At 54.3% G+C, this 25,562-nt stretch carries 25 protein-coding genes; 16 read left to right on the plus strand and 9 right to left on the minus strand.

What is annotated here, in order from left to right; genetic code table 11:
- Window positions 1–71: 71 nt before the first annotated feature.
- The gene (phnD, locus tag BN2591_RS21115; protein WP_086873738.1) at window positions 72–1,013 is read right to left on the minus strand and encodes a phosphonate ABC transporter substrate-binding protein; all 942 of its coding nucleotides are present in this window, start codon (window positions 1,011–1,013) and stop codon (window positions 72–74) included.
- A 35-nt stretch (window positions 1,014–1,048) separates the two neighbouring features.
- Complete coding sequence (gene phnC / locus BN2591_RS21120; protein WP_086873739.1) at window positions 1,049–1,891, minus strand: phosphonate ABC transporter ATP-binding protein; 843 nt, start codon at window positions 1,889–1,891, stop codon at window positions 1,049–1,051.
- A 232-nt stretch (window positions 1,892–2,123) separates the two neighbouring features.
- Here phnC and BN2591_RS21125 point away from each other — a divergent pair, with 232 nt between their 5' ends.
- From BN2591_RS21125 to BN2591_RS21140, 4 genes are all read left to right on the plus strand, one after another.
- Window positions 2,124–2,495, plus strand: a complete 372-nt coding sequence (locus BN2591_RS21125) for a DUF3592 domain-containing protein (RefSeq protein WP_086873740.1) — start codon at window positions 2,124–2,126, stop codon at window positions 2,493–2,495.
- Between the two features lie 304 nt (window positions 2,496–2,799).
- Window positions 2,800–3,888, plus strand: a complete 1,089-nt coding sequence (locus BN2591_RS21130) for an ABC transporter substrate-binding protein (protein ID WP_086873741.1) — start codon at window positions 2,800–2,802, stop codon at window positions 3,886–3,888.
- Window positions 3,889–3,976: 88 nt separating this feature from the next.
- Window positions 3,977–5,746 (plus strand): ABC transporter permease, encoded by a 1,770-nt coding sequence (locus tag BN2591_RS21135; protein WP_086873742.1) that lies wholly within the window; start codon window positions 3,977–3,979, stop codon window positions 5,744–5,746.
- Window positions 5,739–6,812, plus strand: a complete 1,074-nt coding sequence (locus tag BN2591_RS21140) for an ABC transporter ATP-binding protein (protein WP_086873743.1) — start codon at window positions 5,739–5,741, stop codon at window positions 6,810–6,812. The genes BN2591_RS21135 and BN2591_RS21140 overlap by 8 nt, the downstream gene beginning before the upstream one ends.
- A 40-nt stretch (window positions 6,813–6,852) precedes the next feature.
- On the opposite strand, the gene BN2591_RS21145 is transcribed toward BN2591_RS21140, so the two are convergent.
- Genes BN2591_RS21145 through BN2591_RS21160 form a run of 4 tightly spaced genes read right to left on the minus strand, consistent with a single transcriptional unit; the run spans window position 6,853 to window position 9,851 of the window.
- Window positions 6,853–7,488: a DUF1109 domain-containing protein gene (locus BN2591_RS21145; RefSeq protein ID WP_086873744.1), complete on the minus strand. Its 636-nt coding sequence runs from the start codon at window positions 7,486–7,488 to the stop codon at window positions 6,853–6,855.
- Entirely contained in the window at window positions 7,475–8,026 is a 552-nt protein-coding gene (locus BN2591_RS21150; RefSeq protein WP_086873745.1) for a sigma-70 family RNA polymerase sigma factor, read from the minus strand. The genes BN2591_RS21145 and BN2591_RS21150 overlap by 14 nt, the downstream gene beginning before the upstream one ends.
- A 9-nt stretch (window positions 8,027–8,035) precedes the next feature.
- On the minus strand, window positions 8,036–9,259 hold the full coding sequence (locus BN2591_RS21155; protein WP_086873746.1) for a protein-disulfide reductase DsbD family protein: 1,224 nt from the start codon (window positions 9,257–9,259) through the stop codon (window positions 8,036–8,038).
- A gap of 40 nt (window positions 9,260–9,299) precedes the next feature.
- Window positions 9,300–9,851, minus strand: a complete 552-nt coding sequence (locus BN2591_RS21160; RefSeq protein ID WP_086873747.1) for a peroxiredoxin — start codon at window positions 9,849–9,851, stop codon at window positions 9,300–9,302.
- Window positions 9,852–10,243: 392 nt separating this feature from the next.
- Here BN2591_RS21160 and BN2591_RS21165 point away from each other — a divergent pair, with 392 nt between their 5' ends.
- Window positions 10,244–11,890: an SgrR family transcriptional regulator gene (locus BN2591_RS21165; RefSeq protein ID WP_086873748.1), complete on the plus strand. Its 1,647-nt coding sequence runs from the start codon at window positions 10,244–10,246 to the stop codon at window positions 11,888–11,890.
- Between the two features lie 1,848 nt (window positions 11,891–13,738).
- On the opposite strand, the gene BN2591_RS21175 is transcribed toward BN2591_RS21165, so the two are convergent.
- From BN2591_RS21175 to flgA, 3 genes are all read right to left on the minus strand, one after another.
- Complete coding sequence (locus BN2591_RS21175; protein ID WP_086873750.1) at window positions 13,739–14,185, minus strand: flagella synthesis protein FlgN; 447 nt, start codon at window positions 14,183–14,185, stop codon at window positions 13,739–13,741.
- Between the two features lie 17 nt (window positions 14,186–14,202).
- Window positions 14,203–14,502 (minus strand): flagellar biosynthesis anti-sigma factor FlgM, encoded by a 300-nt coding sequence (flgM, locus tag BN2591_RS21180; RefSeq protein ID WP_086873751.1) that lies wholly within the window; start codon window positions 14,500–14,502, stop codon window positions 14,203–14,205.
- 68 nt (window positions 14,503–14,570) lie between these two features.
- Window positions 14,571–15,272 carry a flagellar basal body P-ring formation chaperone FlgA gene (flgA, locus tag BN2591_RS21185; protein ID WP_086873752.1) on the minus strand — a complete coding sequence of 234 codons (702 nt, stop codon included), beginning with the start codon at window positions 15,270–15,272 and terminating at the stop codon, window positions 14,571–14,573.
- Between the two features lie 282 nt (window positions 15,273–15,554).
- Here flgA and flgB point away from each other — a divergent pair, with 282 nt between their 5' ends.
- The 11 genes from flgB to flgL all read left to right on the plus strand — a co-directional run bounded on the left by flgB (window position 15,555) and on the right by flgL (window position 25,475).
- Window positions 15,555–15,965 (plus strand): flagellar basal body rod protein FlgB, encoded by a 411-nt coding sequence (gene flgB / locus BN2591_RS21190; RefSeq protein ID WP_017459378.1) that lies wholly within the window; start codon window positions 15,555–15,557, stop codon window positions 15,963–15,965.
- Between the two features lie 5 nt (window positions 15,966–15,970).
- Window positions 15,971–16,375 (plus strand): flagellar basal body rod protein FlgC, encoded by a 405-nt coding sequence (flgC, locus tag BN2591_RS21195; protein WP_020454867.1) that lies wholly within the window; start codon window positions 15,971–15,973, stop codon window positions 16,373–16,375.
- Window positions 16,376–16,385: 10 nt separating this feature from the next.
- Entirely contained in the window at window positions 16,386–17,108 is a 723-nt protein-coding gene (locus BN2591_RS21200; RefSeq protein WP_086873753.1) for a flagellar hook assembly protein FlgD, read from the plus strand.
- Between the two features lie 45 nt (window positions 17,109–17,153).
- Window positions 17,154–18,353: a flagellar hook protein FlgE gene (gene flgE, locus BN2591_RS21205; RefSeq protein WP_086873754.1), complete on the plus strand. Its 1,200-nt coding sequence runs from the start codon at window positions 17,154–17,156 to the stop codon at window positions 18,351–18,353.
- 12 nt (window positions 18,354–18,365) lie between these two features.
- Complete coding sequence (locus BN2591_RS21210) at window positions 18,366–19,112, plus strand: flagellar basal body rod protein FlgF (RefSeq protein ID WP_017459382.1); 747 nt, start codon at window positions 18,366–18,368, stop codon at window positions 19,110–19,112.
- 23 nt (window positions 19,113–19,135) lie between these two features.
- A complete protein-coding gene (gene flgG / locus BN2591_RS21215; RefSeq protein ID WP_017459383.1) occupies window positions 19,136–19,918 on the plus strand; it encodes a flagellar basal-body rod protein FlgG in 783 nt (260 codons plus the stop codon).
- 103 nt (window positions 19,919–20,021) lie between these two features.
- On the plus strand, window positions 20,022–20,681 hold the full coding sequence (locus BN2591_RS21220) for a flagellar basal body L-ring protein FlgH (protein ID WP_017459384.1): 660 nt from the start codon (window positions 20,022–20,024) through the stop codon (window positions 20,679–20,681).
- 3 nt (window positions 20,682–20,684) lie between these two features.
- Window positions 20,685–21,803 carry a flagellar basal body P-ring protein FlgI gene (locus BN2591_RS21225; protein ID WP_086873756.1) on the plus strand — a complete coding sequence of 373 codons (1,119 nt, stop codon included), beginning with the start codon at window positions 20,685–20,687 and terminating at the stop codon, window positions 21,801–21,803.
- The gene (gene flgJ / locus BN2591_RS21230; protein ID WP_086873757.1) at window positions 21,803–22,762 is read left to right on the plus strand and encodes a flagellar assembly peptidoglycan hydrolase FlgJ; all 960 of its coding nucleotides are present in this window, start codon (window positions 21,803–21,805) and stop codon (window positions 22,760–22,762) included. The genes BN2591_RS21225 and flgJ overlap by 1 nt, the downstream gene beginning before the upstream one ends.
- Window positions 22,763–22,863: 101 nt before the next feature.
- Complete coding sequence (gene flgK / locus BN2591_RS21235) at window positions 22,864–24,504, plus strand: flagellar hook-associated protein FlgK (RefSeq protein ID WP_086873758.1); 1,641 nt, start codon at window positions 22,864–22,866, stop codon at window positions 24,502–24,504.
- A gap of 47 nt (window positions 24,505–24,551) precedes the next feature.
- Window positions 24,552–25,475 (plus strand): flagellar hook-associated protein FlgL, encoded by a 924-nt coding sequence (flgL, locus tag BN2591_RS21240; protein ID WP_086873759.1) that lies wholly within the window; start codon window positions 24,552–24,554, stop codon window positions 25,473–25,475.
- Window positions 25,476–25,562 lie beyond the last annotated feature (87 nt).

Consider the following 25,562-nt stretch of genomic DNA (forward strand, 5'->3'; position numbering starts at 1 on the left):
GATCCTGTATGACCCGCGAATAAAAGCCCCTGGTTTTCACGCAGGGGCCGGAGAATCGATGCGGCGAAGGACTAACGTGCGCTAACCAGTTCGCGTTTCATCTCGATAATCTGTTTAAAGTCATCCACGCTGCCGGGACCGATATGCTGCGTACCGCCCATCGCTTTCACGAAGCAGGCGTGGTTATCGGTATCCAGTTTTTTAACCGCAGTAATCACTTTGGCTTTGAAATCCGCCGGCAGGCTGTTGCTCACCAGAATCGGGCCGTTCGGGATCAGCGGCGATTCCCAGATGATGCGGATCTCTTTCATCAGATTCGGGTGATCCATGCGGATCAGTCGGTTAAACGCCCCGACGCTGTAGCCGGTGTTGTAATCACCCACCATTGAAGTCCAGGTCACTGCGCCAGCGAACTGGCCGTTCAGCACGCCGAGGATGTCCTGCTCGTGACCACCGGAGAAGGTGACGCTGGAGAAGAAGTTGTTGTATTTATTATCCGCGTTACCGCCAAACTTCTGTTTGAAGGCGTAGTTCGGGATCAGGTAACCGGAGGTGGAATCCGGATCGGCGAAGCCAAACGCTTTGCCTTTCAGATCTTCCAGTTTCTTGTACGGGCTGTCGGCTTTCACAATCACCACCGAGTGGTAACCGCGCGACTTGTCTTTGTCATCCACCGCGATACCGACGATATCCACGGCTTTCGGGTTATTAATATAGACGGAGGCGTAAGAAGAGGGCGACATGCTCAGCACCACATCGACTTTTCCGCCCAGCAGACCCTGAATCACGCCCGAATAGTCAGACGAGTTGCGCAGCTTGGTGTCCACGTGCAGTTCTTTATCCAGAAATTCTTTCACGCACTGGTTATCACCAATTTGTTGGGTTGCGTTCTGGCCGCCCAAAATCCCCAGATTTAATTCCTTCGGCTGCTCCGCGGCCGCCGCCTGCCATGCCAGCAGAAGTCCTGTCATCAAAGCCGATAAACGTAATGCGCCAGAAATATGCTTTTTCATTGTCATTGCCTGTGTCGTCTCATTGGAAGGAATAATTAATGCAATTGACTGATTTCATCGCCGTACAGCACCTGCAGCACGTCCTGCGTTAACCGGGAGGGATGATCGTCAAAAATAATCCGTCCCTGGGAAACGCCGATAACGCGAGTGCAATACTCTTTCACCAGCTCCACCGAGTGCAGGTTCACCATCACGCTGATGCCTTGCTCGCTCACTTCGCGTAATACGCCCATGATGCGCTGGGTATTTTTCGGATCCAGCGACGCGACAGGTTCGTCCGCCAGTAAAAGAGAGGGGTTTTGAATCAGCGCGCGGCAAATGGCGACACGCTGCATCTGCCCGCCGGAAAGCGTTTCCGCACGCTGCAAGGCATGCGGCAGCATGTTCAGCCACTCCAGCAAGGCGATGGCTCTGGCGCGGTCTTCATCGGTAAAGACTTTAAACAGGGATTTCAGCGTCGACGTCTGGCTCAGCCTGCCGAGCAGCACGTTGGTTAGTACATCGAGGCGCGGCACCAGGCAGAAGTCCTGGAAAATCATGCCGCACTGGCTGCGCCACTGATTAAGCGCGCGGCCTTTCAGGTGCGTGACATCGCGCGGTGTGCCCACTTCCGGGAAACTTAAAATCTCTCCAGCGGTGGCGCTGTGTGTGCCGTTTAGTACATGCAGCAAGGTGGATTTCCCTGCGCCGGAGCGTCCAATCACGCCCACCATCTCACCGCTGTGCAGATCAAAACTGATGTCGTGTAGCACAGGCTGGTGCGCGTTATAGGCTTTGCGTAAGTTCTTCACGCTCAGCACCTTTTGCTTCGGCACCGTGTTTAATTGATGCAGAGACGAATAGTGGTCTTCAGAGATTTCTGCCAACGCGCTGTTCATAAGTCGTCCGGATTTTTCATTAAACTGGCGACCATTAAGAGCACGGGTGATGATCGTTTTATGACGAAAAAGCGAACAAATAATGAACGTGGGTGTTTGGCTTAGGTGACGCAATTAGGCCGAAGGGGTGAGCTGCCGGTAACGCGGGAGGGATTTTTTCGGTCAGGATACCGTGTCGCATCCCTGCCAAAAAGCGTTAAAGTAAACCGACTTTTCATCAGGAGGAAACCGCATGGCAAATATCCTGCACGGTGTTGCCCTTTTATGCATCGCCATTGTGGTGATATTCCTTATCTACAAGGTAACGCGCTGGGTTCGCCAGCTGTTTATCGAAGCCCATGTGATGAAACACGGCATCGGTGCGAACGCCGATATTATTGCCCTTAAACGTACCAACTGGATGGACAGACGCTCTGTCTATTGTGAACTGGTGTTGCGCTTCAAAACCCGCGAAGGGCAGGTGGTGCAGGCGAGCGTGTTTCAGTTCCTGGATAGCCGTGAAATTGTGCGCTTTGCCGAGGGCAACGGCACGACCGTGAAATACTCGCCACAAAATCCGCAACATATTGTGCTGTATGATCGCCCGCTGATTTTAGGCGATTAATATTCCTGTCATCGATCTCGCAGGCGTTATAAATAAAAATAGATACCGCCTGAGTTAATTCTCTTTCGTCCTCACGTCGTCTTTTTAATACCTCTTTATCACTCCACGATGAAAACCGGGGCAGATCTATCTGGCTGATCTGTAATGCTTTAACGCATCGGTGCGCCTGATTCTGCAACGTCAGTAATTAAATCCCGCCAGCGTCACAAAACCTGGAAAAAACAAGCGACTGCGTTGCACCGGTTGAAATGCACGCTATATGTTAAATTTGTGTTTAAAAAAATGATACCAAAGGGGTTTGTTCATGGATAAGAAATTCACTGTTCTGGCCGTGGCGCTGGCGGCGCTCTTTTCCGGCGCCTCGCTGGCTGCCGTGCCTCAGGGGTATCCGGCGGATTACCAGAAAATCGTAGACGCAGGAACCAAAGAAGGCAAAGTTGTTATTTACTCCACCACCGATACCAAAGCCGCAGGCCCGCTGATCAAGGGTTTTGAGGCGCAGTATCCGGGCATTAAAGTGGAATATAACGATATGAACAGTACCGAACTGTACAACCGTTATCTTAGCGAACAGGCGTCCGGCGGCGGCAGCGGCGACGTGGTCTGGAGCTCCTCAATGGATACCGCGCTGAAACTGGCCACTGACTATGCCGCTGAATACGCCTCGCCCGAGCTGGATAAACTGCCCAAGTGGGCGGTCTGGGAGAAAAAAGCCTACGGCACCACCTATGAGCCGGTGGTCTTTATCTATAACAAACGCCTGATCCCGGCAGGTGATGTGCCGGATTCACACATCGCGCTTGGCAAACTCATCGCCAGCCAGACCGACAAATTCAAAAGCAAAGTCACCACCTACGATATCGAAAAATCCGGCCTCGGCTTTATGCTCGCCGTGGAAGACAGTAAGCACGACAAAGACTATTTCACCCATCTGGCGGATGTGGCGAAGGGCGGTTTAACGGTGCAATCCTCCACCGGCACCATGATGGAGCGTGTCTCTTCGGGTGAAAACTTAATTGGCTACAACATCCTGGGGTCTTACGCCGAAGCGCGCGCCAAAGGGGATAACTCGCTGGGCATCTCCTACCCGAAAGATTACGTGCTGGTGCTGTCGCGCGTGTCGTTTATCAGCGCTGAAGCGGAGCACAGTAACGCCGCGAAATTGTGGTTTGACTATGTGCTTTCTGAAAAGGGGCAGAGCATTCTTGCCAACCAGGCGGATATCCCCTCGCTGCGTAACGATATTGAAGGCAAAAACGACATTGACGGCATGACCAAACAGCTGGGCGACGCGCTGAAGCCGATTGCGGTGGATGAGTCGCTGCTGGAGTATCTGGAGCCGAAAAAACGTCTGGAATTTATTAAACAATGGCGCGCTGCCGCCGCTAAATAACGCCCTGACGGGTTGTGCGCCGGTTTTGCGTACAACCTTTTTCTCAGCCAGTGGGTTGGCGTGAGGTTCCTGACCAAAGGGATGATGTATGAATAGTGTGCGCAGAAAATGGCAGGGGTTGCCGCGCGGCGTCATTGTGTTAATCACCGCGCTGGTTATCTATATCCCGCTGTTATTTATTGTGGTGCAGAGTTTTCTCTCGGCACCCTTTTTTGTCCGTTCTAAGGAACTGAGTCTCGAAGCATTTGAGTTCATTTTTACCGATCCGGATTTCTATCTGGCGCTGAAGTCTGGTTTTATCCTCGCTTTTGGCCTGGTGTTTATCGCCATTCCGCTGGGCGGCATTCTGGCGTTTTTGATGGTGCGCACCGATTTACCGGGCCGCCGTTTTATTGAGCCGCTGATCCTCGTGCCGATTTTTGTTTCACCGATGGTGCTCGGCTTTGGTTATGTGGTGGCGGCCGGGCCGGTGGGCTTTTTCTCGCGCTGGGCGCAGGAGTTAATCGGCTTTGTGCCGTGGAACATCTACTCGATGTTTAGCATCGTGGTGATTGCCGGGCTCACGCATGTTCCCCACGCTTATCTCTATATCTCCTCGGCGCTGCGCAGCGTCGGTTCTGACGTGGAAGAAGCCGCGCGTACCGTTGGCGCATCGCCGTTAAAGGTGATGACCGCCGTCAGCCTGCCGATGGTTCGCCCGTCAATTTTGTACGCCTGCGTACTGTTGTTCTTCCTTGGGCTGGAGGTGTTCGGCCTGATGCTGGTGCTGGGCGATCCGGAAGGCAACATGGTGCTGGCGACCTATCTGTATAAATTGACCAACAAACTGGGTACGCCCTCTTACCATCTGATGGCGGCGGTGGCGGTGGTGCTGATTTGTATCACGATCCCGCTGGTGATGTTGCAACGCCGCCTGATGCGTACCGCCAACCGTTTTGTCACCATGAAAGGTAAAGCCTCGCAGGCTCGCGCGCTGCCGCTGGGCAAATGGCGCTGGGTTGCCGGTGCGGTGGTGGTGGCATGGCTGACGGTTACCATCGGCGTGCCGCTGATTGGCGTCGTGCTGCGGGCGTTTATCTCCAACTGGGGGGTTGGCGTTTCGCTGTGGGATGAGGTGTCGCTCGATACTTTCCGCAATATCTGGCAGCAACCGAACCTGTTGCGCGCCATCGTCAACTCAATGGCGATTGGTGTTTTTGGTGGCGCACTGGCGGTGATCTGTTATCTGTTCGTCGGCATTGCCATGCACCGCAAGCAGGATAACGTGACGCGCTTTCTTGATTACAGCGTGCTGGTTCCCCGCGCGGTGCCGGGGCTGCTGGCCGGGCTGGCGTTTTTGTGGGTGTTCCTGTTTTTACCGATGTGGCTCGATCAGTCGCTGAAAAACGGCTGGCTTTCCGGGTTGCCGGTGGCCGAGTGGCTGCGCGAAAACCTGATTGTCTGGCTGCGATCGCTGCGTAACACCATCTTCAGCGTCTGGCTGGCCTACACCGTGGTGTGGATGGCTTACGGTTTGCGGCTTATCTCCTCAACGCTTTTGCAGGTCGGCCCGGAACTGGAAGAGGCGGCACGCAGCACGGGAGCGACCAGCGGGCAAGTGACCCGCCACGTGACGGTGCCGCTGTCGCGTTATGGCCTGATTGGCTCCTGGCTGCTGATGTTCCTGATTTTTGAGCGCGAATATTCAACCGGGGTCTATCTGCTGTCGCCCGGGACGGAAACCATCGGCTCAATGCTGGTGTCGCTGTGGGCGGCAGGGGCGATTGATATTGTCGCCGCGCTGTCGTTTATCAATATTCTGCTGGTGGTCATCGGTCTTGGTGTGGCCCTGCGCTTTGGAGTGAAATTACATGATTGAGCTGGCGGTAGAAAACCTGCATCTGACCTACGGTGACAACGCGGTGCTAAAAGGTGTCTCGATGGAGCTGAAACGCGGCGAAGTGGTGTCGCTGCTTGGCCCTTCCGGCAGCGGGAAAACCACGCTGCTGCGCGCTGTCGCCGGGCTGGAAAAACCCACCCAGGGGCGGATTACTATTGGTAATAACGTGGTGTACGACGGTACGCCGCGCAGTGAAGTTCCGGCTGAGGAACGCAACCTTGGCCTGGTGTTCCAGTCTTACGCCTTGTGGCCGCATAAAACGGTGTTCGAGAATGTCGCTTACCCGCTCAAGCTGCGCAAAGTCGGCGCCGCGGAAATCAATACCCGCGTGCAAAGCGTGCTGGATCAGCTTGGGCTGGGCACGCTTGGCAAGCGCCACCCGCACCAGCTTTCCGGCGGCCAACAGCAGCGCGTGGCGATTGGCCGGGCGCTGGTTTACAACCCGCCGGTAATTTTGCTTGATGAGCCGCTCTCGAATCTCGATGCCAAGCTGCGTGAAGAAGCCAGGGTCTTCCTGCGCGAACTGATTGTTAAGCTGGGGCTGTCGGCACTGATGGTGACGCACGATCAGAATGAAGCAATGGCGATTTCCGATCGCATTTTGCTCCTCAACAACGGAGTGATTGAGCAGCAAGGTACGCCGCAGGAGATGTACGCCACGCCGTCGACGCTATTTACCGCCGAGTTTATGGGCAGCAACAACCGGCTACACGGCAAGGTGAGCGAAGTCAGTAACGGCAGGGCGAGGATTGAAGGGGCGAACTGGGCGCTGTGGGGCGTTGCCGGGCCGGGCGTGCGCGCAGGCCAGGATTGCACGGCGGTGATCCGCGTCGAGAGCCTGCGGCTGGCGGACTCGCCGCAGGATAACTCGCTGGATTTGCCGATGCTCACCAGCATGTACCTGGGCGATCGCTGGGAGTATCTGTTCCGCACCTCCGGCGATGATTACGCGATCCGGGTTTACGGCACCCAGCAGCGCAACCAGCAAAACTACCGCGTGGTGCTGCCTGCTGAACAGCTGTGGATCTTCCCGCAAAAAAGCTAAGTGTGTAAGCACGTACTGACCGTTCAGTACGTGCTGCGCATTACGGCAGTGACACCCATTTGTAACCCAGCGCGATTGTCGCCAGTACAATGGTGCTGAAGGCGGCGATATGCAGCATCAAATCCGCCAGGCTGATGTGCGTCGGGTGGCAAAGGGTAAGCAGCGTAAGCGCCATGCAGGCGACGCCTGCGCCCGCCGCCGCCAGGCTGCGCGCCGGGAAAAGCGTGCGCGTGCGGCGCAGGTAAGCAATCACTATCAATGCCATCGGCACGCTGACCGTCACCATAAACAGATAGCAATTCGGCCCTTCGACAGCCGTACTTACCGGCAACACGCGGTGCAAATGCAGATTACTGAACGTACCTGCCAGCCACAGCGCTGCCAGTGGCGTAAACCATTTCCAGCCCAGCGCGTTGCGCCCGGCGATGCTCAACAGAAACGCATTACGCACCGCCAGCGTCCCGGCGATAAATGTCAGCAGTAATTGCATCAGCGCCCACCACGCGCCAGGCTGCGACCAGTCGGTCAGCGTGCGGTTGAGGATAAAACCCGCGATAACGCCGCAAGGCAGCGCGAGCGCCACCCAGCTTAGCGCCCGCCAGCCCGGCTGGAAGGGGCGTTTTACTGGTTCAATGGAACGACCCAATTGTTCAATTAACAGGTCATGATCGGCCATGATGTGCTCCTAACCGACGAAGATTGCTCAGGGCGCGATGCAACAGAGATTTCACGGCGGCGACCGTCAAATTTTGCTGCGTCGCGGTTTCTGCCAGCGTCATTTCGCGCAGGTGAACATGTTCAACCACCTCCCGCTGGCGCGCAGGTAGCTGATTCAGCAGCATGGTCAGCTCATCGTGTGATGGCACTTCCATGCTGGTGGCAGGCAGGGGAATATCCGCCTCGCTTGCCACTTCGCGCTGCTGATGGCGGCCTCGTTTGCGCAGCGCATCCACCGCGCGGGCGTTGGCTATCGCCATCAGCCACGGCAGAAAAGGCGCGCCCGGATCGTAGGTGTGCCGCACCCGGTGCACGGTGAGCAGCACATCCTGAATCACATCTTCCACCAGCACTTCATCGGCAATCTGTTTGCGGGCGAGGGAGCGGATAACCGGCACCAGCGCTTTGAGCAGCCGCGTGTAGGCCTGGCTGTCGCCGGACTGCGCCAGCGCCATCAGTTGCGGCCATTCATCGCGTGCTGCCTCGTTTTTTTCCATATCCCGCCTTCAGGTTTTTTTCCCGCTGGCCTGCGTTAGCGCGTTAACCACAATGGAAGGGGTTAACACCTGCGGCAAAATTTTCGGTGCGCCACCGTCTGCCGGGTAGACCACATACAGCGGTAAACTGCCTTGCCCCAGCTCGTTGAGCGCGTCATCAATATCCGCATTAAATTTGGTCGAATCCGCCACCATATACAGCGTGCCGGTTTTCGCCAGCGCCGCTTTCACGGCTTGTGTCGAGAGCGAGGTCTTTTCATTCACCTGGCAGGTTATGCACCAGGAGGCGGTGAAATTGACAAAGATAGCCTTGCCGTGGCCGCGATTATCCGCCACGGTTTGCGGCGACCATTTGACCTCTTCAATCGTATTGCTTGCCGCCAGCGGCGCACCGTTTTGCACTATTGAAGGCAGCGGAACAATGGTAGCCAGCAGCAGCGCTGCGGTCAGGGCAAACAGCGCTTTATGACCGCGCCCGGCAAACCGACGCTGTTGCGCCATGCCGTAAAGCCAGGCGGCGAAACTCACCACCACGGCAGCCGCCAGAATAGCCGCCAGCGCCGTGGTGCCAGCCTGCTGCGCCAGAACCCACACCAGCCAGCCGAAAGCGCCGAACATGGGAAAAGCCAGCCCGCGTTTAAGCGTATTCATCCATGCGCCGGGGCGCGGCAGCCATTTGCCGAGCGCCGGAAACAGTGAAATCAGCGTAAACGGAGCGGTAAAACCGAGCGCCAGGGCGATAAATATCACCAGCGCCACGGCGGGTGGTTGCACAAGCGCGTAGCCGATGGCGCCTGCCATAAAGGGGGCGGCGCATGGGGTGGCGACAATGATTGAGAGCGCACCGGTCAGCGCCGCACGCAGAAATGCCCCGCGTTGTAGGGTTAACTCGCCGGCGCGTTGTACCGACAGACCGACCTCAAATACGCCGAGCAAATTGAGTGCCGCGCCCAGAATAATCAGCGCCAGAAAGGCGATAACCAGCGGCGATTGCAACTGAAAGCCCCAGCCCACGGCGGTTCCCCCGGCGCGTAACGCCAGCAAGACGCCCGCAAGCGCCAGCATGGTCAGCACACAGCCGAGCAAAAAGCCAAGACCCTCTTTACGGGTTTGCGCCGGGCTTTGCGTATGGCGTAACAGCCCCAGCGCTTTCAGCGAGATAATCGGAAACACACAGGGCATAAAGTTGAGAATAATGCCGCCTGCGAAGGCGGCGAGCATGGCGGTTAACATAGCGATTCTCTGATGGATAAATGATGATTAACGGCCCCGTTTACGAATGCGCGTTGGCATACTGTTTCACCGCTTCCATCGTTTTCTGAATATGCGTCTCCGGGTTTCTGTCAGTGTAGCTCAGCAGGATTTTGCCATCGGGCGCGATCACATAGGAGGTGCGATCGGAGAGGGTTTTGCCATTCATTTTCATCAACGTGTCATATTGCGCCGCCACTTTTGCGCCTGGATCGGCGGTGACGGTGAATTTATCGCGACACTCCAGTTTGGAGAATTCATCCACCTGGTCGGTGTTGCCAGCCGTCACGCCCACCACTGTCGCACCCAGTTTTTTGAAATCGTCCGTCGCTTCGGCGAAGGCGTGCGCTTCAATGGTACAACCCTTGCTGAACGCCGCCGGGAAGAAGTAAAGCACTACCGGGCCTTTTTGCAGCGCCTGTTGCAACGAGAAGGTGAGCGGCTTTCCGGCCAGCGCGCCTTGCAGTTTAAAATCGGGCGCTTGCGAACCGGTGGGCAGGGCTGCGTGGGCAGTAGCGATGTTCAACAATGCAGCGGCGGTGAGACTGAGAACGAGTTTTTTCATCGGGATCATGTTGCGCTCCTGTAAGGGAAATAAATTAACGCTCAAAGACAGTTCGTTCGAATGCCGGCAAAAGTTTCGCGCAGCGTTAAAAAAATAGCGTTATTTTGCTGCCAGGCGTGGTGCTTAATGATGAGTGATGCGCATTTTTAAGGTGTGAGGGAAAATAATATCAATGAAATATCTGAATTGGTTAAAATGACAAAGAGTGGCCGGGTTTCAAATGAAAATTACCAATTTAGTCTTGTTTGTCATATGATTACAGCCCTCAGGGGACAGCGATAAAGCGCATGGAATGCGGAGGCGTTAATTCTGGCTTTATTCTCATATGCTACATTTAAGAGGCTTTCCTCTGGCCTGACGGCTCATCTTTTAACTTCCTTGTATGACGCTGGAAAACTTTAATGCTTTATAACTCTGCCGTTAAAAAAGGGAGTTTGTTGCGCCGTTATAATCGGCTGCTTTCCCGTTATAACACTCACCGTCATGAAGTGTCGCTGGCGCAAATCGCCGATACGCTCGCCTGCACAGCGCGCTATGCACGTTCGCTATTGCATGAAATGCAGGAAGAGGGCTGGCTGGTGTGGAATTCGCGTCCGGGGCGCGGCGCGCTGGGCGTGTTGCAATGCCGTATGAATGCGGCGGCGCTGGAAACCCTGTTGGCGGGGGAATATCCGACATCTGAAGCAGAAACGACATCCGTTCAGGCGCAGCCGCACTATTCCAGCGACGGTTTTCGCTATTTAATCTCTTTTTACCGGCCGCTGCTGGCGCCCATTCCGTCTATCCACACCGATCGTGCCGGGCGGCATATTTTGCAGATGGTGCATGCCGGGCTGACGCGCCATATTCCTGAGCAGGTCGCGCCCATTCCCGGCCTCGCCCATACCATCACCAGCAGTGAAGATGGATTACGCTGGCGTTTTGTTCTGCGTCGCGGCCTGGTCTGGCATAACGGCGAACCTGTTCTGCCTGAGCAGCTTCGGCAGACGCTTGAGCGCTATGCCGGTGGCCCTGGGCTGCCGCATGTTATTGACGTGAAATGTGACAATTATGTGCTGACGATGCAGCTGGGCCAACGGGATAACATGCTGCTTTATCGGCTGGCAAACCCGGTGTATGCGCTGCCGCATCCGCGCAATGGCTCCATTGGCCTGGGGCCGTTTAAAGTGAGCGAGCACTCCAGTACGCAACTGGTGTTAAGACGTTTTTCCGCCTGGTATGGCGAAACGCCGCAGGCATCGGAGATTGTTTACAGCACGCCGCTCAGCGTCTCCCCGCTGCCTGCGCTGGTACGCATGGATACGCCCCAGTCGTTGATTACACCCGAAGCGATGGCCGAGCGGGATAATGCCGATGCCTTTTATTATGTGACCTTCAACCAGGCGCGCGGACGCTTAAACGCGCAGCAGCAGGCATTTATCCGGCGGGTTGCGCGTAGCATTAGCACAGGCTTGATCGAGCGGGAGGATACGCTGGGCCCGCTGCCGGAGTGGCTGCAGCCAACCGCCGAACCGGAAGTGCAGGCGCTACTGCCAGATAGCCTGAATCTTGTCTATTTCCGCTCAACAGAAATGCGCAAGCTGGTGGATGAGCTGGCGAAAAGCCTGCGGTATCGCGGCTGTAAAGTGACGCTGACGCCGATAAGCGTTACCCACTGGTTATTGCAGGATAAAAACTGGGCGGAGCAGGATATCTGCATGGGGTTTCTGCGTTTCGAGCAGCATGACGCGTTCAGCATGGAGGAGCGCTACCGTCACAGCGTGATGTGGGCCTGGTTTTGGGGAGAAGCAATCTGGCGGCGCGGTATCCGCATTCTTGATCGTATTAACGCCGGGCCGGCGGAGCGCTACAGCCGACGCGTCAAACGATTGATGCGCTATCTCAGCGATCACCGCTGGATCGTGCCGCTGCTCGCGCAACGCTACCGGCTGGTGACGCCCGCCAGCGTGCAGGGCGTTTTTTGCTATCCGCAGAGCTGGCCTGATTACACGCGGCTGTGGACGGACGAGGTGCAGCATGTCCAGAACACACAACAACCTCATGAGTAGCTTTTCTGGATTAAAATATCGCAGTTTGTGTTTGATGTAGAGTTTAAAATCGGAAATTGGCGGGGAAATTTAACGCCATCGATACTAATCACTACTGCGTGGTGTGGGTTTTGCTTTTTTTCCCGGAAAAATTTAAATATAACAGTTTGTTATGTTGTTAACATCGCAGAAGGCAGAAACTGGACGATTAAAAAAGATACGGTAGAATACGCCTCCACAGCCATTGCAAAACGGGCTTCTCTCTATTTTTTTCGCTGATAAGATAAAACTGTCAAAATATATCCGTTAAGTTGATGAATGGATATTTTTATGATGCGTTATCTCGCCTGCTCTTGAATGTTAGCGATCCCCATTTCTGATATTTCTATTTTTCCCTGTCATTCTTTTTCGCATTTCTGTTTTTATGTTGTATAGCCAAAAAATATCTTTCCTTTCCCGTTCTTCTTATATCTTTTGACACTGTTCCTTGATTGTTATTTCTAACTTCATGAAAAAATGGCAAAAAAAATGCCACTCAAGGTGGCAATCGAAATAGTGGTTTTACATCACATATGACAACTAATGTACTGTCTAATTGCCACAGTAATATAGTTTAGTCACCAGGTTTCCCGACATGTGGCAACTAAATAACACGCCTTTCATCGAGAGGGTATTTAAGCAAAGCACCATTCAGAATGAACCGGTAAAACGTCCTGTTGCATTGCTTGAACGTATTCTCGCTATTTTTGATGCGTTCGTAAATAGCCTTTTTTCTGCCGATTGATTTATCGGAGGCGGAAAAAGCAGCTCAAAAATTCCCTGCTAAAAAAGTGCCAATTATTTACTCTGACAGCCCCCCGCTCAGGCAGCATTTTTAACCGGAAAAAAAGGATCTAAATCAGCGCTTTTGATTTTTAATGCGACCGACCTCACATTCACCGCCAAAATTTATGAAACATTTAGAAACATTTTTGTTAGGGGAATCGCTGAGAACGGCTTTCTGTGCGGGTTTATCGCTAAGACTAGTACGAAGACGACTTACGCTTATGGTCAAATAAACGGCGCAGAGGATTGTGCTATGGATGAGGGCCATAAAACAGAATCGAAGCGCGCGACGGTAAGCCTCAATCGTCCAGACAATCGCTGAAGGCAAAAATGGATGCCATGACGCTACGTAGAATAAACCACCGAAACTAAACGCCAGCTAACAGCACAGAAGAAAAGTGCGGATTTAAGCGTCTGAATGCCGCGCATAGGAAAATGCCGCCAGCTTACGGCGACGAAGGAGAGATGCTGGTTTAACCATCGACAACGCGCATCACGCCAGGCAGAACAAACCACCGCAACTGAACGCCAGCTTACGGCGCCGAAGAAGAGATCCTGGTTTAGTTATCGACAACGCGCATAACATCACGCAGAACAAACTACCGGAACTGAACACCAGCTTGCTGCACCGGAGGAGAGATCCTGGTTTAACCATCGATAACGCGTATCACGCCACGCAGAACAAACCACCGCAACTTAATGCCCGCTTACGGCACAGAAGAAACGATCTGGTTAGCCATTAACAACGTGCATAACAGTGCGCAGAAAAAGCAGACGGAATGAAATGTCAGCCTGCAACCCGCAAGCAAAGTCAGTCACGGCGTCGACAGGCTACGCGAAACGAATAGAGGAAAGGGGGGCAGAAAACGACGCAAAGGCGTTCAGAGAACGCGCGTCAGGCGCAATGCGGGAAGCACATGCACAACATACTCACCAGACCCGGAAAAGAGGAGGGATTCCGGGTCTGGTGCGGGGAACAACACGGGCGCGCAAGACGCCATAACGCTGTGTTAATGCTGAATGTTGCACGGAGAAGAGACCGCATTAAACAGAAATGCGGTAAACATTACCCGAAGCATCATTGCTGCGGTTGCCGCTTTCGCCATACAGCTGCGCGGTTGCGGTCGTCTGGCTGACAATCTTTTTGAAGTCGTTCATCTTCTTCATATGCATGTTCAGCAACTGATAGCTTTTTTGATTGAGCTCAGCAGATTTTCGCACCACCACGGTAATACGATCCCAAAGCGTGGCCAGTTCGGAGTGGCGCGGGTAGGGAAACGTCAACTGATGCTGTTTCTCTTCCTGTTTACGCTGCTCATCGTAGAAGTTAATCGCCGACAACAAACGGCTCTTGTTGTCGGAGATCACTTGCAGTGAAACCGGGTTTATCTGGGCGCGGCTAAGCTGGCCAATTTCTTCTACCAGGGTCGCTTCAAGTTCACCCAGCAGCGTATACAGTTTGTTCAGAATTACGGGTAAGTTTTCCATCATTCACATGCATGTTGAGATTATGAGAATCGAAAGATGTCGCGTACCAACGCGCTGGCGATTTTATCGCTGTCGAGGTGGAGTTCACCTGCATCCATCTTCGCTTTAATGGCGGCAAGACGTTCCGTATTAACATCACGGCTGCCGTCATTTTTAATTTGCTGCGTCAGCTGGCTGAGTTTGACCTGCGTGCCGGCCTGCTGGGCGTCTGTTTTCCCCGATTGCGTTGCCTCATCATTCATAACTCTGGTCTCAACGGGTTGTTGTTGAGTGCCGGCTGCCTGAATGGGATTGGCCTGGCGGGTGCGTTCAATGTTCATACGGATCCTGGTTTTCTATGCGGTGGCTCTGTATTAAAGATATCGGCACGGGGAAAATAAAACTGAAATCAGTTCGACAGGCTAATGCTCACTTGTCCTTGTCCTGTTACGGTGGCGACCACCACCTGGCCGGTTCGGGTCTGTACTCTGACGCTTTCATCGAGCGCTGCGTTATCCAGCGCTTTACCTTTGGCGTGGATCAGAAAACCGTCACCCGGCGCGGTAATTTCGACGGTGCGATTAGCAATAACGGCCCAGCTGCGGCGCAGCTGATTTTCTGCCAGCGGCGATCCCGGTTGAATGATGCGCGTGGGCGTGCTGCCAATAATGCTCTGCGGATCAAGCAATAACCCGGCCGGTAAACGATCCAGTTCGCCACTCACGGGCTGGATATCCTCTGCGCCAATAATCTGCCCCGGTTTCAGCGTCTGCGCTGCCACCCAGTACCTGCCGGTGGCACTAATCTGAATCTGAATGAACTGCTGTTTTTTGCCGCATTTGGCTATCACGCTGCGCCGACCCGTCAGGCGCACAGAGCGGCCCGAAAGCCGTAAATCTGGCTGGGCGCATAATGCGGCGAGTTTAGACGCGGGAGTAAGAATTTTAATGCGCAGCTGTGGCTGATTCTCCGCTTCTTTATTGTTCGCGGCCAGCAAGGTGGCGATGCGGGCTTCGAGATCGCTATTTTCCGGCGCGCTGGCAAAAGCCGGTGAGAACGGGCAGCAGAGCGCGAAAATCACGATAAGCGACCGTATAAGGAGCTGCGGCATAATGAGGTAAACCTGCCTTATAATATAAAGAAACAATAGGATTAATATTTTTTTAATTGTAATTCAGGATGGACATTTTCTTATCTATTAAATGCCGTCAGTTTTGACAGCATTTCACTGCATTGCTATTTCAACTTTTAAATATAAGCTTCTTTTCGGCAAATTAAGCGAAAGTGAACTGGCTAAATGCGTCAACTTCTGTCGGATTTTTAAGGTATAGATTTATTAGGTTGTCTCTTAGACTATGCCCCGTAATCAATTCAGAAGTAAGCGAGTCATTTCATGTTTGATAAACTTGATAATGAATTGCGTTTCCAGCAGCAGGCGTTAAGCCTGATGTCGCGGCGGCAGGATATTTTAGCGTCCAATATCGCGAATGCCGATACGCCGGGATACAAGGCGCGAGATATTGATTTTTCAAAAGAATTGAAAAATGCAATGCAGCAGGAAACGCGTCATCCATTAACACTAAGTTTAACCGCCGGGAAACATATTCCTGGCGTAGCGCCGAAAACGGACAATCGACAATTACTTTATCGTATTCCCGATCAGCCACGAGCTGATGGAAACACTGTCGATATGGATCGTGAACGCGTTAATTTTGCTGACAACAATGTCAAATATCAGACGAGTCTAACGATTCTCGGTGCTCAAATAAAAGGTTTAACGAGTGCCCTTAACCAAGGTCAATAATTTTCATGTCGCTGTTTAGTGTTTTCGATATTTCAGGTTCGGCTATGGCCGCCCAATCAAAAAGACTTAACGTCAGTGCCAGCAATATGGCGAATGCCGACAGTATTGCTGGCCCGGATGGCAAACCGTACCGCGCGCGTTCGGTGGTGTTCAATGTCGATAACTCCGCCGGTCAGGAGATTGGCGGCGTGAAAGTGAGCGGCGTTACGGAATCCACTGCGCCGGACAGACTGGTTTATGAACCCGCAAACCCACTGGCGGACGACAAAGGTTATGTCCATATGCCGAACGTCGATGTGGTGGGTGAAATGGTCAACACCATTTCGGCATCCCGCAGCTATCAGGCCAACGTCGAAGTGATGAACTCGGCGAAGAACCTGATGCTGAAAACGCTGACTCTGGGCCAGTAAGGATTAAAGAATGGCAATTTCACCGGTCATCACCCAAAGCGCCGCGACGACGAAAACCACCTCCTCGTCGGGCACCAGTAACACCAATACCACCAGTTCTTCGAGTGTCGGTACCGGCTCCAGCGCCGACGACCTGCTGAATAACTTTATGACGCTGCTGGTGGCGCAGATGCAAAACCAGGATCCCACCAGCCCAATGGACAACAACCAGCTGACTGCTCAGCTGGCGCAGTTCAACACGGCGGCGGGCGTCGAGCAGCTCAACAGCACCATGAACAGCATGGGTACGCTGGTCGCCAGTATGCAGCAGATGAACTCCGCTGACTGGGTAGGGCGCGACATCATGGTTGAAGGCGAACCTTCTGTTTCCACCGCCACGGACGGAAACCAGAAAGTCGGGATTTCCCTGAACAGCCCGGCGGATGAAGTCACCGTCACGCTGACCGATCCGGCCGGTAACGCCTATACCGCGAAGCTGAAAAATGTGGAAGCGGGCGTGCATCAGTACTCGCTGGATGATTTTGACGATTTCCAGCCGAGCGATCCGCGCTTGCAGGCCGACACGAACTTCAAAGTGTCGTTCTCCGCCACCAACGCCGACGGCAGCACGCCAACCATTACCGCGCTGAAACCGGCGAAAGTGCAGAGCGTCTCCTTCACCAACTCAGGCGCGGTGCTGCAACTGGGTGTTAATGGTACCGCCTCGCTGAGTGACGTTTACCTCATCGAGTAATTTTTAGTTTGGATTTTGCGCAACCTGCGCACAGGAATTTATCACATGGGTTTTTCTCAAGGTCTTAGTGGATTAAACGCCTCATCACAGGCGCTGGATGTTGTAGGTAACAACATCGCCAACTCACAAACGGTCGGTTTTAAATCAGGTTCTGTGGCTTTCGCCGATGTGTTTGCCGGTTCTCAGGTCGGCATGGGCGTACAGGTTGCTGGTGTGAACCAGAACTTCAGCGATGGCGTACTTGGCGCAGGCAGCAGCCCGCTGGATATGGGTATCCAGGGCAATGGTTTCTTCCGCATGGTGACCGAAGCGGGTCGCGTATTTTATAGCCGTAATGGTCAGTTCCAGACGGACGAAAATGGCTACGTCGTCAATAACCAGGGCATGCGCCTGACGGGTTACATGGCTACGGGTACACCGCCTGCGATCCAGCAGGGCGCGCCGGTCGGGCCGATTCAGATCCCGACCGGGCAGATGCCGGCTCGCGCCTCTGACGCGGGTTCCATTTCCGGTAACCTGGATTCCGGTAACGAGATTGTCACGGTGACGCCTTTCGATCCGGCAGATGGCGACTCTTACACCTATTCCACCCAGGTTAACGCTTATGACAGCCTGGGCAACGAACACGCGATCAACGTCTATTACGTGAAAACGGCGGATAACCAGTGGACGGCCTACTCCGTCGACTCCACGTCGCCGGGCACCACCAGCTCCGTCAACCTGACGTTTGATACCTCCGGCAAGCTCACCACCAACCCGGCGAACCTGCCGGTTGCGGGCGCGGCTTACCAGGGGGGCGCGGCGCTGAATTTCAACCTCGATCTCTCTGGTCTTTCTCAGCAGGCGTCTGAAAACACCATGGACAGCCCGAGCACCACCGGTTATCCGCCGGGACTGATGAACGGCTACACCGTGGGTGATAACGGCCAGATCATCGCCTCTTACAGCAATGGTGAAAACCAGTTGCTGGGTCAGGTGGTACTGAGCAACTTCACCAATCCGGGCGGTCTTCAGTCAGCGGGCAACAACTGCTGGACGGAAACCCCGGAATCCGGTCAGCCGGTCATTGGTATTGCCGACACCGGTAACCTGGGTTCGCTGCGCGGCAACATGCTGGAAGCCTCAAACGTGGATCTGAGTAAAGAGATGGTGAACATGATTGTTTACCAGCGTAACTACCAGTCCAACTCTCAGACCATCAAGACCCAGTCTGAGCTTCTGCAAACGCTGGTTAACCTGGGTTAAGAGTAGCGCCTCATGGATCACGCGATTTATACCGCAATGGGGGCCGCAAACGCGGCCCTTAACCGCCAGGCGGTGACCTCTAACAACCTGGCGAATGCTTCTACCACCGGTTTTCGTGCGCAGATCGCGGCGTTTCGCGCGATCCCTGTGCAGGGGCCGTCGATAGAAACCCGCACGATGGTGGCCGAATCCACGCCGTTTAGCGACAACACCATGGGCACGATGCAGGCCACCGGGCGCAGCCTGGATGTCGCCATGCCGCAAAACGGCTGGCTGGCGGTGCAGTTGCCCGATGGCAGTGAAGGCTACACCAAAGACGGCAACATCGAAGTGGATGCCGAAGGCCAGTTGCGGGTGCGCGGTATGCCGCTGCTCGGTGACGGCGGCCCGGTAGCTGTACCGCCGCAGGCGGAACTGACTATCGCGGCGGACGGCACCATCACCGCGCTGGGCGCAGGCGATGAGCCTTCAGCGCTGGCGCAGGTGGCGCGCCTGAAAATGGTTAACGCTACACCAAACACGCTGAAACATGGCGATGACGGTCTGTTTCATGTCGCCGATCCGGCGGCGGCACAAGTGCTTCCCGCTGATGCGGATCTGCGCTTGATGCCCGGCATGCTGGAAGGCAGCAACGTCAGCCCGGTGAAATCGATGGTGGACATGATCGCCACCGCCCGCGGTTTTGACATGAACATGAAAGTCATCACCACCGTTGATGATAACGAACAAAAAGCTAACCAGTTACTGAGCGCCGGTTAAGCCCCGATAAGGAGAAATAGACCATGATCCGTTCTTTATGGATTGCGAAAACCGGCCTCGAAGCCCAGCAAACCAATATGGATGTGATTTCCAACAACCTGGCGAACGTCAGCACCAACGGCTTTAAACGCCAGCGTGCGGTATTTGAAGATCTGATTTATCAGACCTTACGCCAGCCGGGCGCGCAGTCTTCCGAGCAGACCACCATCCCTTCTGGTTTACAGCTGGGTACCGGTGTTCGCCCGGTTGCGACCGAGCGCATTCACAGCCAGGGCAGCCTGACGCAGACCAACAACAGCAAAGACGTCGCCATTCAGGGCAGCGGTTTCTTCCAGGTACAGTTGCCGGATGGCACCACCGCCTATACCCGCGACGGCTCGTTCCAGTTTGACCAGAACGGACAGCTGGTGACCTCCAGCGGTTATCAGGTGCAACCGGCGATCACTATCCCGCAGGACGCGCAAAGCCTGACCATCGGTAACGACGGTATTGTCAGCGTGACCGTGCCGGGGCAGACCGCGCCGCAGCAGGTTGGTCAGCTAACGCTGAGCTCATTTATCAATGATTCCGGCCTCGAAAGCATTGGTGAAAACCTGTATCGCGAAACGCAATCGTCTGGCGCACCGAATGAATCCACACCGGGTTTAAACGGCGCGGGAACCCTGAAACAGGGCTACGTCGAAACCTCGAACGTTAACGTCGCAGAAGAGCTGGTCAATATGATCCAGACCCAGCGCGCCTACGAAATTAACAGTAAAGCGGTGTCGACGTCTGACCAGATGCTGCAACGACTGACTCAACTTTGATCCCTGGCCGCGGGCATCGCTCGCGGCTGCTTTACCTGTAGTGAATGAAATGACCAATCTCCCTTGCTCTGTACGTACGCTTTGTCGTTTAGCAACGACTTTCATGCTGATTTCCGTGGTTACCGGCTGCGCCTACATTCCGCAAAAACCGTTGGTGGGGGGCGAAACCTCCGCTATGCCCGCACCGGTCGCCGCCGCTACCGCGAATGGCTCGATTTTTCAGACAGGGCAGGCGATGAATTATGGTTATCAACCGATGTTTGAAGACCGCCGCCCACGCAACGTAGGCGACACGCTGACCATTGCGCTGCAAGAAAACGTCAGCGCCAGCAAGAGTTCCTCGGCGAGTGCCTCGCGTGATGGCTCCACCGATGTCGGCGTCGCCGGCGTACCTGGTTTTATGGCCGGTCTGGTGGGCAACGGTAAAGCCGATGCGTCCATCAGTGGAACGAATGATTTCGCCGGGAAAGGCGGCGCGGCGGCGAAAAATACCTTTAGCGGCACCATCACCGTGACGGTGAAACAGGTGCTGGAAAACGGCAACCTGGCGGTTGTCGGTGAAAAACAGATTGCGATTAACCAAGGGACTGAGTTTATCCGCTTCTCCGGCATCGTGAACCCGCGCACCATCAGCGCCAGCAACACCGTTATCTCCACCCAGGTGGCAGATGCGCGTATCGAGTATGTCGGTAATGGCTATATCAACGAAGCGCAGCAAATGGGCTGGCTGCAGCGCATGTTCCTTAACCTTTCTCCTTTTTGATTGATGATGAAAACGAATCTCTTAACCCGTGGCCTTGCGCTGTTGTGCTGTCTGTCGGCGCTTATCGCCGGGCAGGCCAGCGCGGAGCGCATTCGCGATATCACCACCCTGCAAGGGGTACGCGGCAACTCCCTGATGGGCTATGGCCTGGTTGTCGGGCTTGATGGTACTGGCGACCAGACCATGCAGACACCGTTTACCACCCAGAGCCTGAACAACATGCTCTCGCAGCTCGGTATCACCGTGCCGGCGGGCGTGAATATGCAGCTCAAAAACGTCGCGGCGGTAATGGTGACGGCGGAACTGCCGCCGTTTGCCCGCGCCGGTCAGCAGATTGACGTGGTGGTTTCCTCAATGGGTAACGCCAAAAGCCTGCGCGGCGGCACACTGCTGATGACCCCGCTGAAGGGCGCGGATAGCCAGATTTATGCGCTGGCGCAGGGGAACCTGTTGGTTTCCGGCGCAGGCGCGCAAGCCGGTGGCAACCGGGTGCAGGTCAACCAGCTTAATGGCGCACGCATCAGCGGTGGCGCGACGGTTGAACGTGAAGTGCCGTCGAACTTTGCCGCTCAAGGCTCGCTTAAACTCCAGCTTAATGAAGATGATTTCACCGTGGCACAACAGGTGAGCGATGCGATCAACCGCCGTTACGCAGGCGCCGCATTTGCGGAAGATGCGCGCACCATTAGCCTGCGCGCACCTGCCGACAGCGCCGCGCGCGTGCGCTTCCTTGCGGCGGTGCAGGATATTCCGTTGCGCGTGGATGCCGGTGATGCGCGAATCATCATCAACTCGCGTACCGGATCGGTGGTGATGAACCGCCATGTTTCGCTGGATTCCTGTGCGGTTGCGCAGGGCGATCTGACGGTAGAAGTCGCTAACAACACCCAGGTGAACCAGCCGAATACGCCGCTGGCAGGCGGGCAAACAGTGGTCACGCAGAACACGCAGCTTTCCGTGCGTGAGCAAAACGGCTCGCTGCAACGCGTGAACACCAGCACCGATTTGAACAATGTGGTGCGGGCGTTAAACAACCTTGGCGCAACGCCGAATGATTTGATGGCGATCCTGCAATCGATGAAAACCGCAGGCTGCCTGCATGCGCGTCTGGAGATTAACTGATGATCGGCCCGGCAATGACTCAGGGGGCGGCGTTTGACGCGCACAGCCTCGACAAACTGAAACTGGCCGCCCACAACGACTCCCCGGATGCGTTAAAGGCGGTGGCGAAGCAGATGGAAGGCTTGTTCGTGCAGATGATGCTCAAGAGCATGCGCCAGGCCTCCTTCAAAGACGGGCTGTTTAATACGCAGCAGTCGGAGATGTTTACCTCGATGTATGACCAGCAGTTGTCGCAGAACATCGCCGAAAAAGGAAAAATGGGTTTTGCCGATCTGATGGTGCAACAACTGACCGGCAAACCCGCCTCAACAGTGGAAAATGTCACAGCGACGCGTGAAGTGCCGCTTAATATCAGCCCGGCACGCTTTATCAGCGTGCCGCTGCGTTTGCAGCCGGTCGACCCTGAAGAACAGCAGGCAGAAAAAACCGCCACGCCGCAGCCGGAAATTGCGGCCGTTCCTGGCGGCAGCTTTATTTCCCGCATGATGGGGCCTGCGATGGCGGTCGCGCGTTTAAGCGGTATTCCACATCAGTTAATTATTGCCCAGGCGGCGCTGGAATCCGGTTGGGGTAAACGCGAAATTATGACCAGCGATGGCAAACCAAGTCATAACTTATTTGGCGTGAAAGCCACGGCGGATTGGGACGGTGAAACTACCGAAATTACCACCACCGAATATGAAAATGGCACTGCGCAGAAAATAAGGGATAAATTTAAAGTCTATTCCTCTTATACCGAAGCGCTGGAAGATTATACGTCGTTAATTAGTCGTAGCCCGCGTTATAAAAATGTTGTGAAATCTGAATCGCCGGAAATAGCGGCAAAAGCGTTGCAGTCTGCCGGATATGCAACCGATCCTGCGTATGCGAAAAAATTGATCAGCATCATTCAGCAAGTGAAGAATAACGTCAATCAGGCGGCTGAAGCCTATTCGACAGATTTTTCTTCATTATTTTAACCGTCAGGCTTTAGTGAAATTTTGTAAGGCCGATAAATATAAGAGAGCGCTACTTTTATCAGGGGCGTCTTACCTCCTCCTCTGGTTAGGATCGATAACATATGAATTTAATCAATCTCGCCCAGAATGGGCTTAACGCTGCGCAGAACGCATTGAATGTGGTGGGGAATAACCTGTCAAATGCGACCACCGCAGGATATAGCCGCCAGAATATTATCCTGGGCGAAGCGGGTGGCAAATCCACCAATTATGGTTTCTTCGGCTATGGCGTAAAAGTGGGCGACGTTCAGCGTGCTTATAATGGTTTTATGACCAATCAGGTACGCGGCGCGGCAACGGAATTTTATTCCCTGAATAGCCGTTACGAGCAGGTTAGCCAAATTGATAACATGCTTGGCGACAGCACCAACAATATTTCCGTGACCATGGACAATTTATTCGAAGCCATGGAATCGGTAAGTAAAGACCCGGTTGATCCGGCGGCTCGCCAGGGGGTTATGGCTGAATTTAATGCGATTGCCAACCAATATCGCAGCAACAGCAAAACATTAAATGGTCTGGAGCAGAGCACCAACACGCAAATTGAACAGACCGTTGATGATATTAACTCCTATACCAAACAGCTGGCGTCGCTGAATAAGCAAATTGAAAAGATCCACGGTCAGACCGGCGGTATGCCTGCGGATTTACTCGATCAGCGTGACCAGATATTAGGCCAACTGAGCGAGAAGATCGGTATTAAGGTGACAGAAAATACCGATACCGGCGCGGTCAGCGTTTCCATGCAAAACGGGATGTCGCTGGTGAGCGGCGGCAAATCCTATGAACTGCAGGCCAGTGCCTCTGAAAGCGACCCGGCAAAAACCGTGGTGGCGTACGTTGACGCTTCAGGCAACGCTCTGCCGCTCGACGAAGGGAAAACCACCGGTGCGCTGGGCGGGCTGTTCAAATTCCGCAATGAAGATCTGGTTTCCGCGCGCGATCAGCTGAACCAGCTGGCGCTGCAAATGGCCAACAAATTCAACGAAGCGAATGCGCAGGGTTACGACCTCGACGGCAACGCGGGCGGCGATATTTTTAACATCGGTCAACCGCAAGCGGTCGGCAATATCAATAACGCGGGCACCGGTTCACTGGATGTCAGCTTTGCCGATATCCCGTCGGTGAAATCGGAAGACTACCAGCTGACTTTTAACGGGCCGGGCAGCACCGACTGGACTATCACCACTGCGGATGGCCGCGCTATCACGCCGACCATTGGCACTAATGGTGAACTGGAATTCGAAGGGATCTCCATTACCCCAGGCGGCACACCGCAGCCGGGCGACAGCTTCTCGCTGAACCCGACCGACGGCGCGGCAGATAACATCACCGTGGCGATCACCGATGGCGATCAGATTGCGGCGGCGAAATCTCCCGATCCTGACGACCAGAGCGATAACGAGAACATCCTGGCGATGATTGGCATCAAGGACGAAGAAGTGGTTGACGGCAAGACGCTGTCGGGCGCTTACGCAAGCCTTGTCAGCTCCGTCGGTGCCTCGGTGAGCGCGCTGAAAGCGGACATGTCCACCTCAGCGAATGTGTATGACCAGTGGGCGCTTCAGCAGCAGTCGGTTTCGGGTGTTGATATCACTGAAGAGTACGTCAATTTGCAGATGTTCTCGCAGTATTACCAGGCGAACGCGCAGGTTCTACAGACTGCGAACACCCTGTTCGACACGTTGTTAAGTATTCGCTAAGTACGCCCGGTTTACCGGGCCACTCAATGAAAAGTCAGGAATAAACGATGCGTCTTAGCACCAGTTATATGTTTCAAAACCGTATTGATAGCCTGTCAGATGCCATGACCGGTTATAACGATCTGTCCACGCGTCTTTCAGCCGGGCAGACGCTGCTGAAGCCTTCCGACGATCCAACGGGCGCGTCGCAGGCGGTCATTTTGCAGAATGCGTTATCCAGAATGAGCCAGTACGACACCGCGCGCACCTACGCGCAGGATGCGCTGGGCCAGGAAGATAACACGCTGGATTCTATCTCTAACCTGCTGTCTGAAAATTTGTCGCAGAAAATTGTCGCCGGTGGTAACGGCGCGTACTCCGATGAGGATCGCACGGCGCTGGCGCAGGAGTTGCAAGGTATTCGCGATAACCTGCTGGATCTGGCGAACACCAAAAACAGCGACGGGCGCTATATTTTTGCCGGTTACAAAACCGGGGCGGCACCTTTCCAGAAAGACGGCACCTATGTCGGCGGTGATACCGCGATGACGCAGGTCGTTTCCGACAGCACCGAAATGCAGGTCGGTCATACGGGCGACGATATCTTTTTGAGCGGTTCGTCGGACGATCTGTTTAAAGCGCTGGACGCGGCCATTACGCAACTGCAGCAGCCGATTACCAGCGATGCCGATCGTCAGGCTTTGCAGGATACGCTGGACAGCACCAATATCAGCATCAAGAAAAACATTGATAACCTCGGTAAGGTTCGCGCCACCGTCGGGACCAATATGCAACAACTAGAAGCCCTGGGCTTTAGTTCCGAAGCGCAAAATATCAATGTGCAAAGCCGGTTGCAGGAAACATTAGGTTCGGATTGGGATTCAATGATTACGCTGTTGTCGCAATCAAAGATGTCAGAGTTTGCGCTTAATTCGTCCATGACCGTATTTCAGTCGATGCAGCAGCTATCAATTTTTAATTTTGTGGGTTAACCCGATTCAGGCCCGTCATTATTGACGGGTTTTTATTCATCTCGCATGTGTGCATGGAATACCTGCAAAAAGGTATTTCACCGTGTT

The organism is Kosakonia pseudosacchari (genome assembly GCF_900184035.1).
Taxonomy (GTDB): Bacteria; Pseudomonadota; Gammaproteobacteria; order Enterobacterales; family Enterobacteriaceae; genus Kosakonia; species Kosakonia pseudosacchari.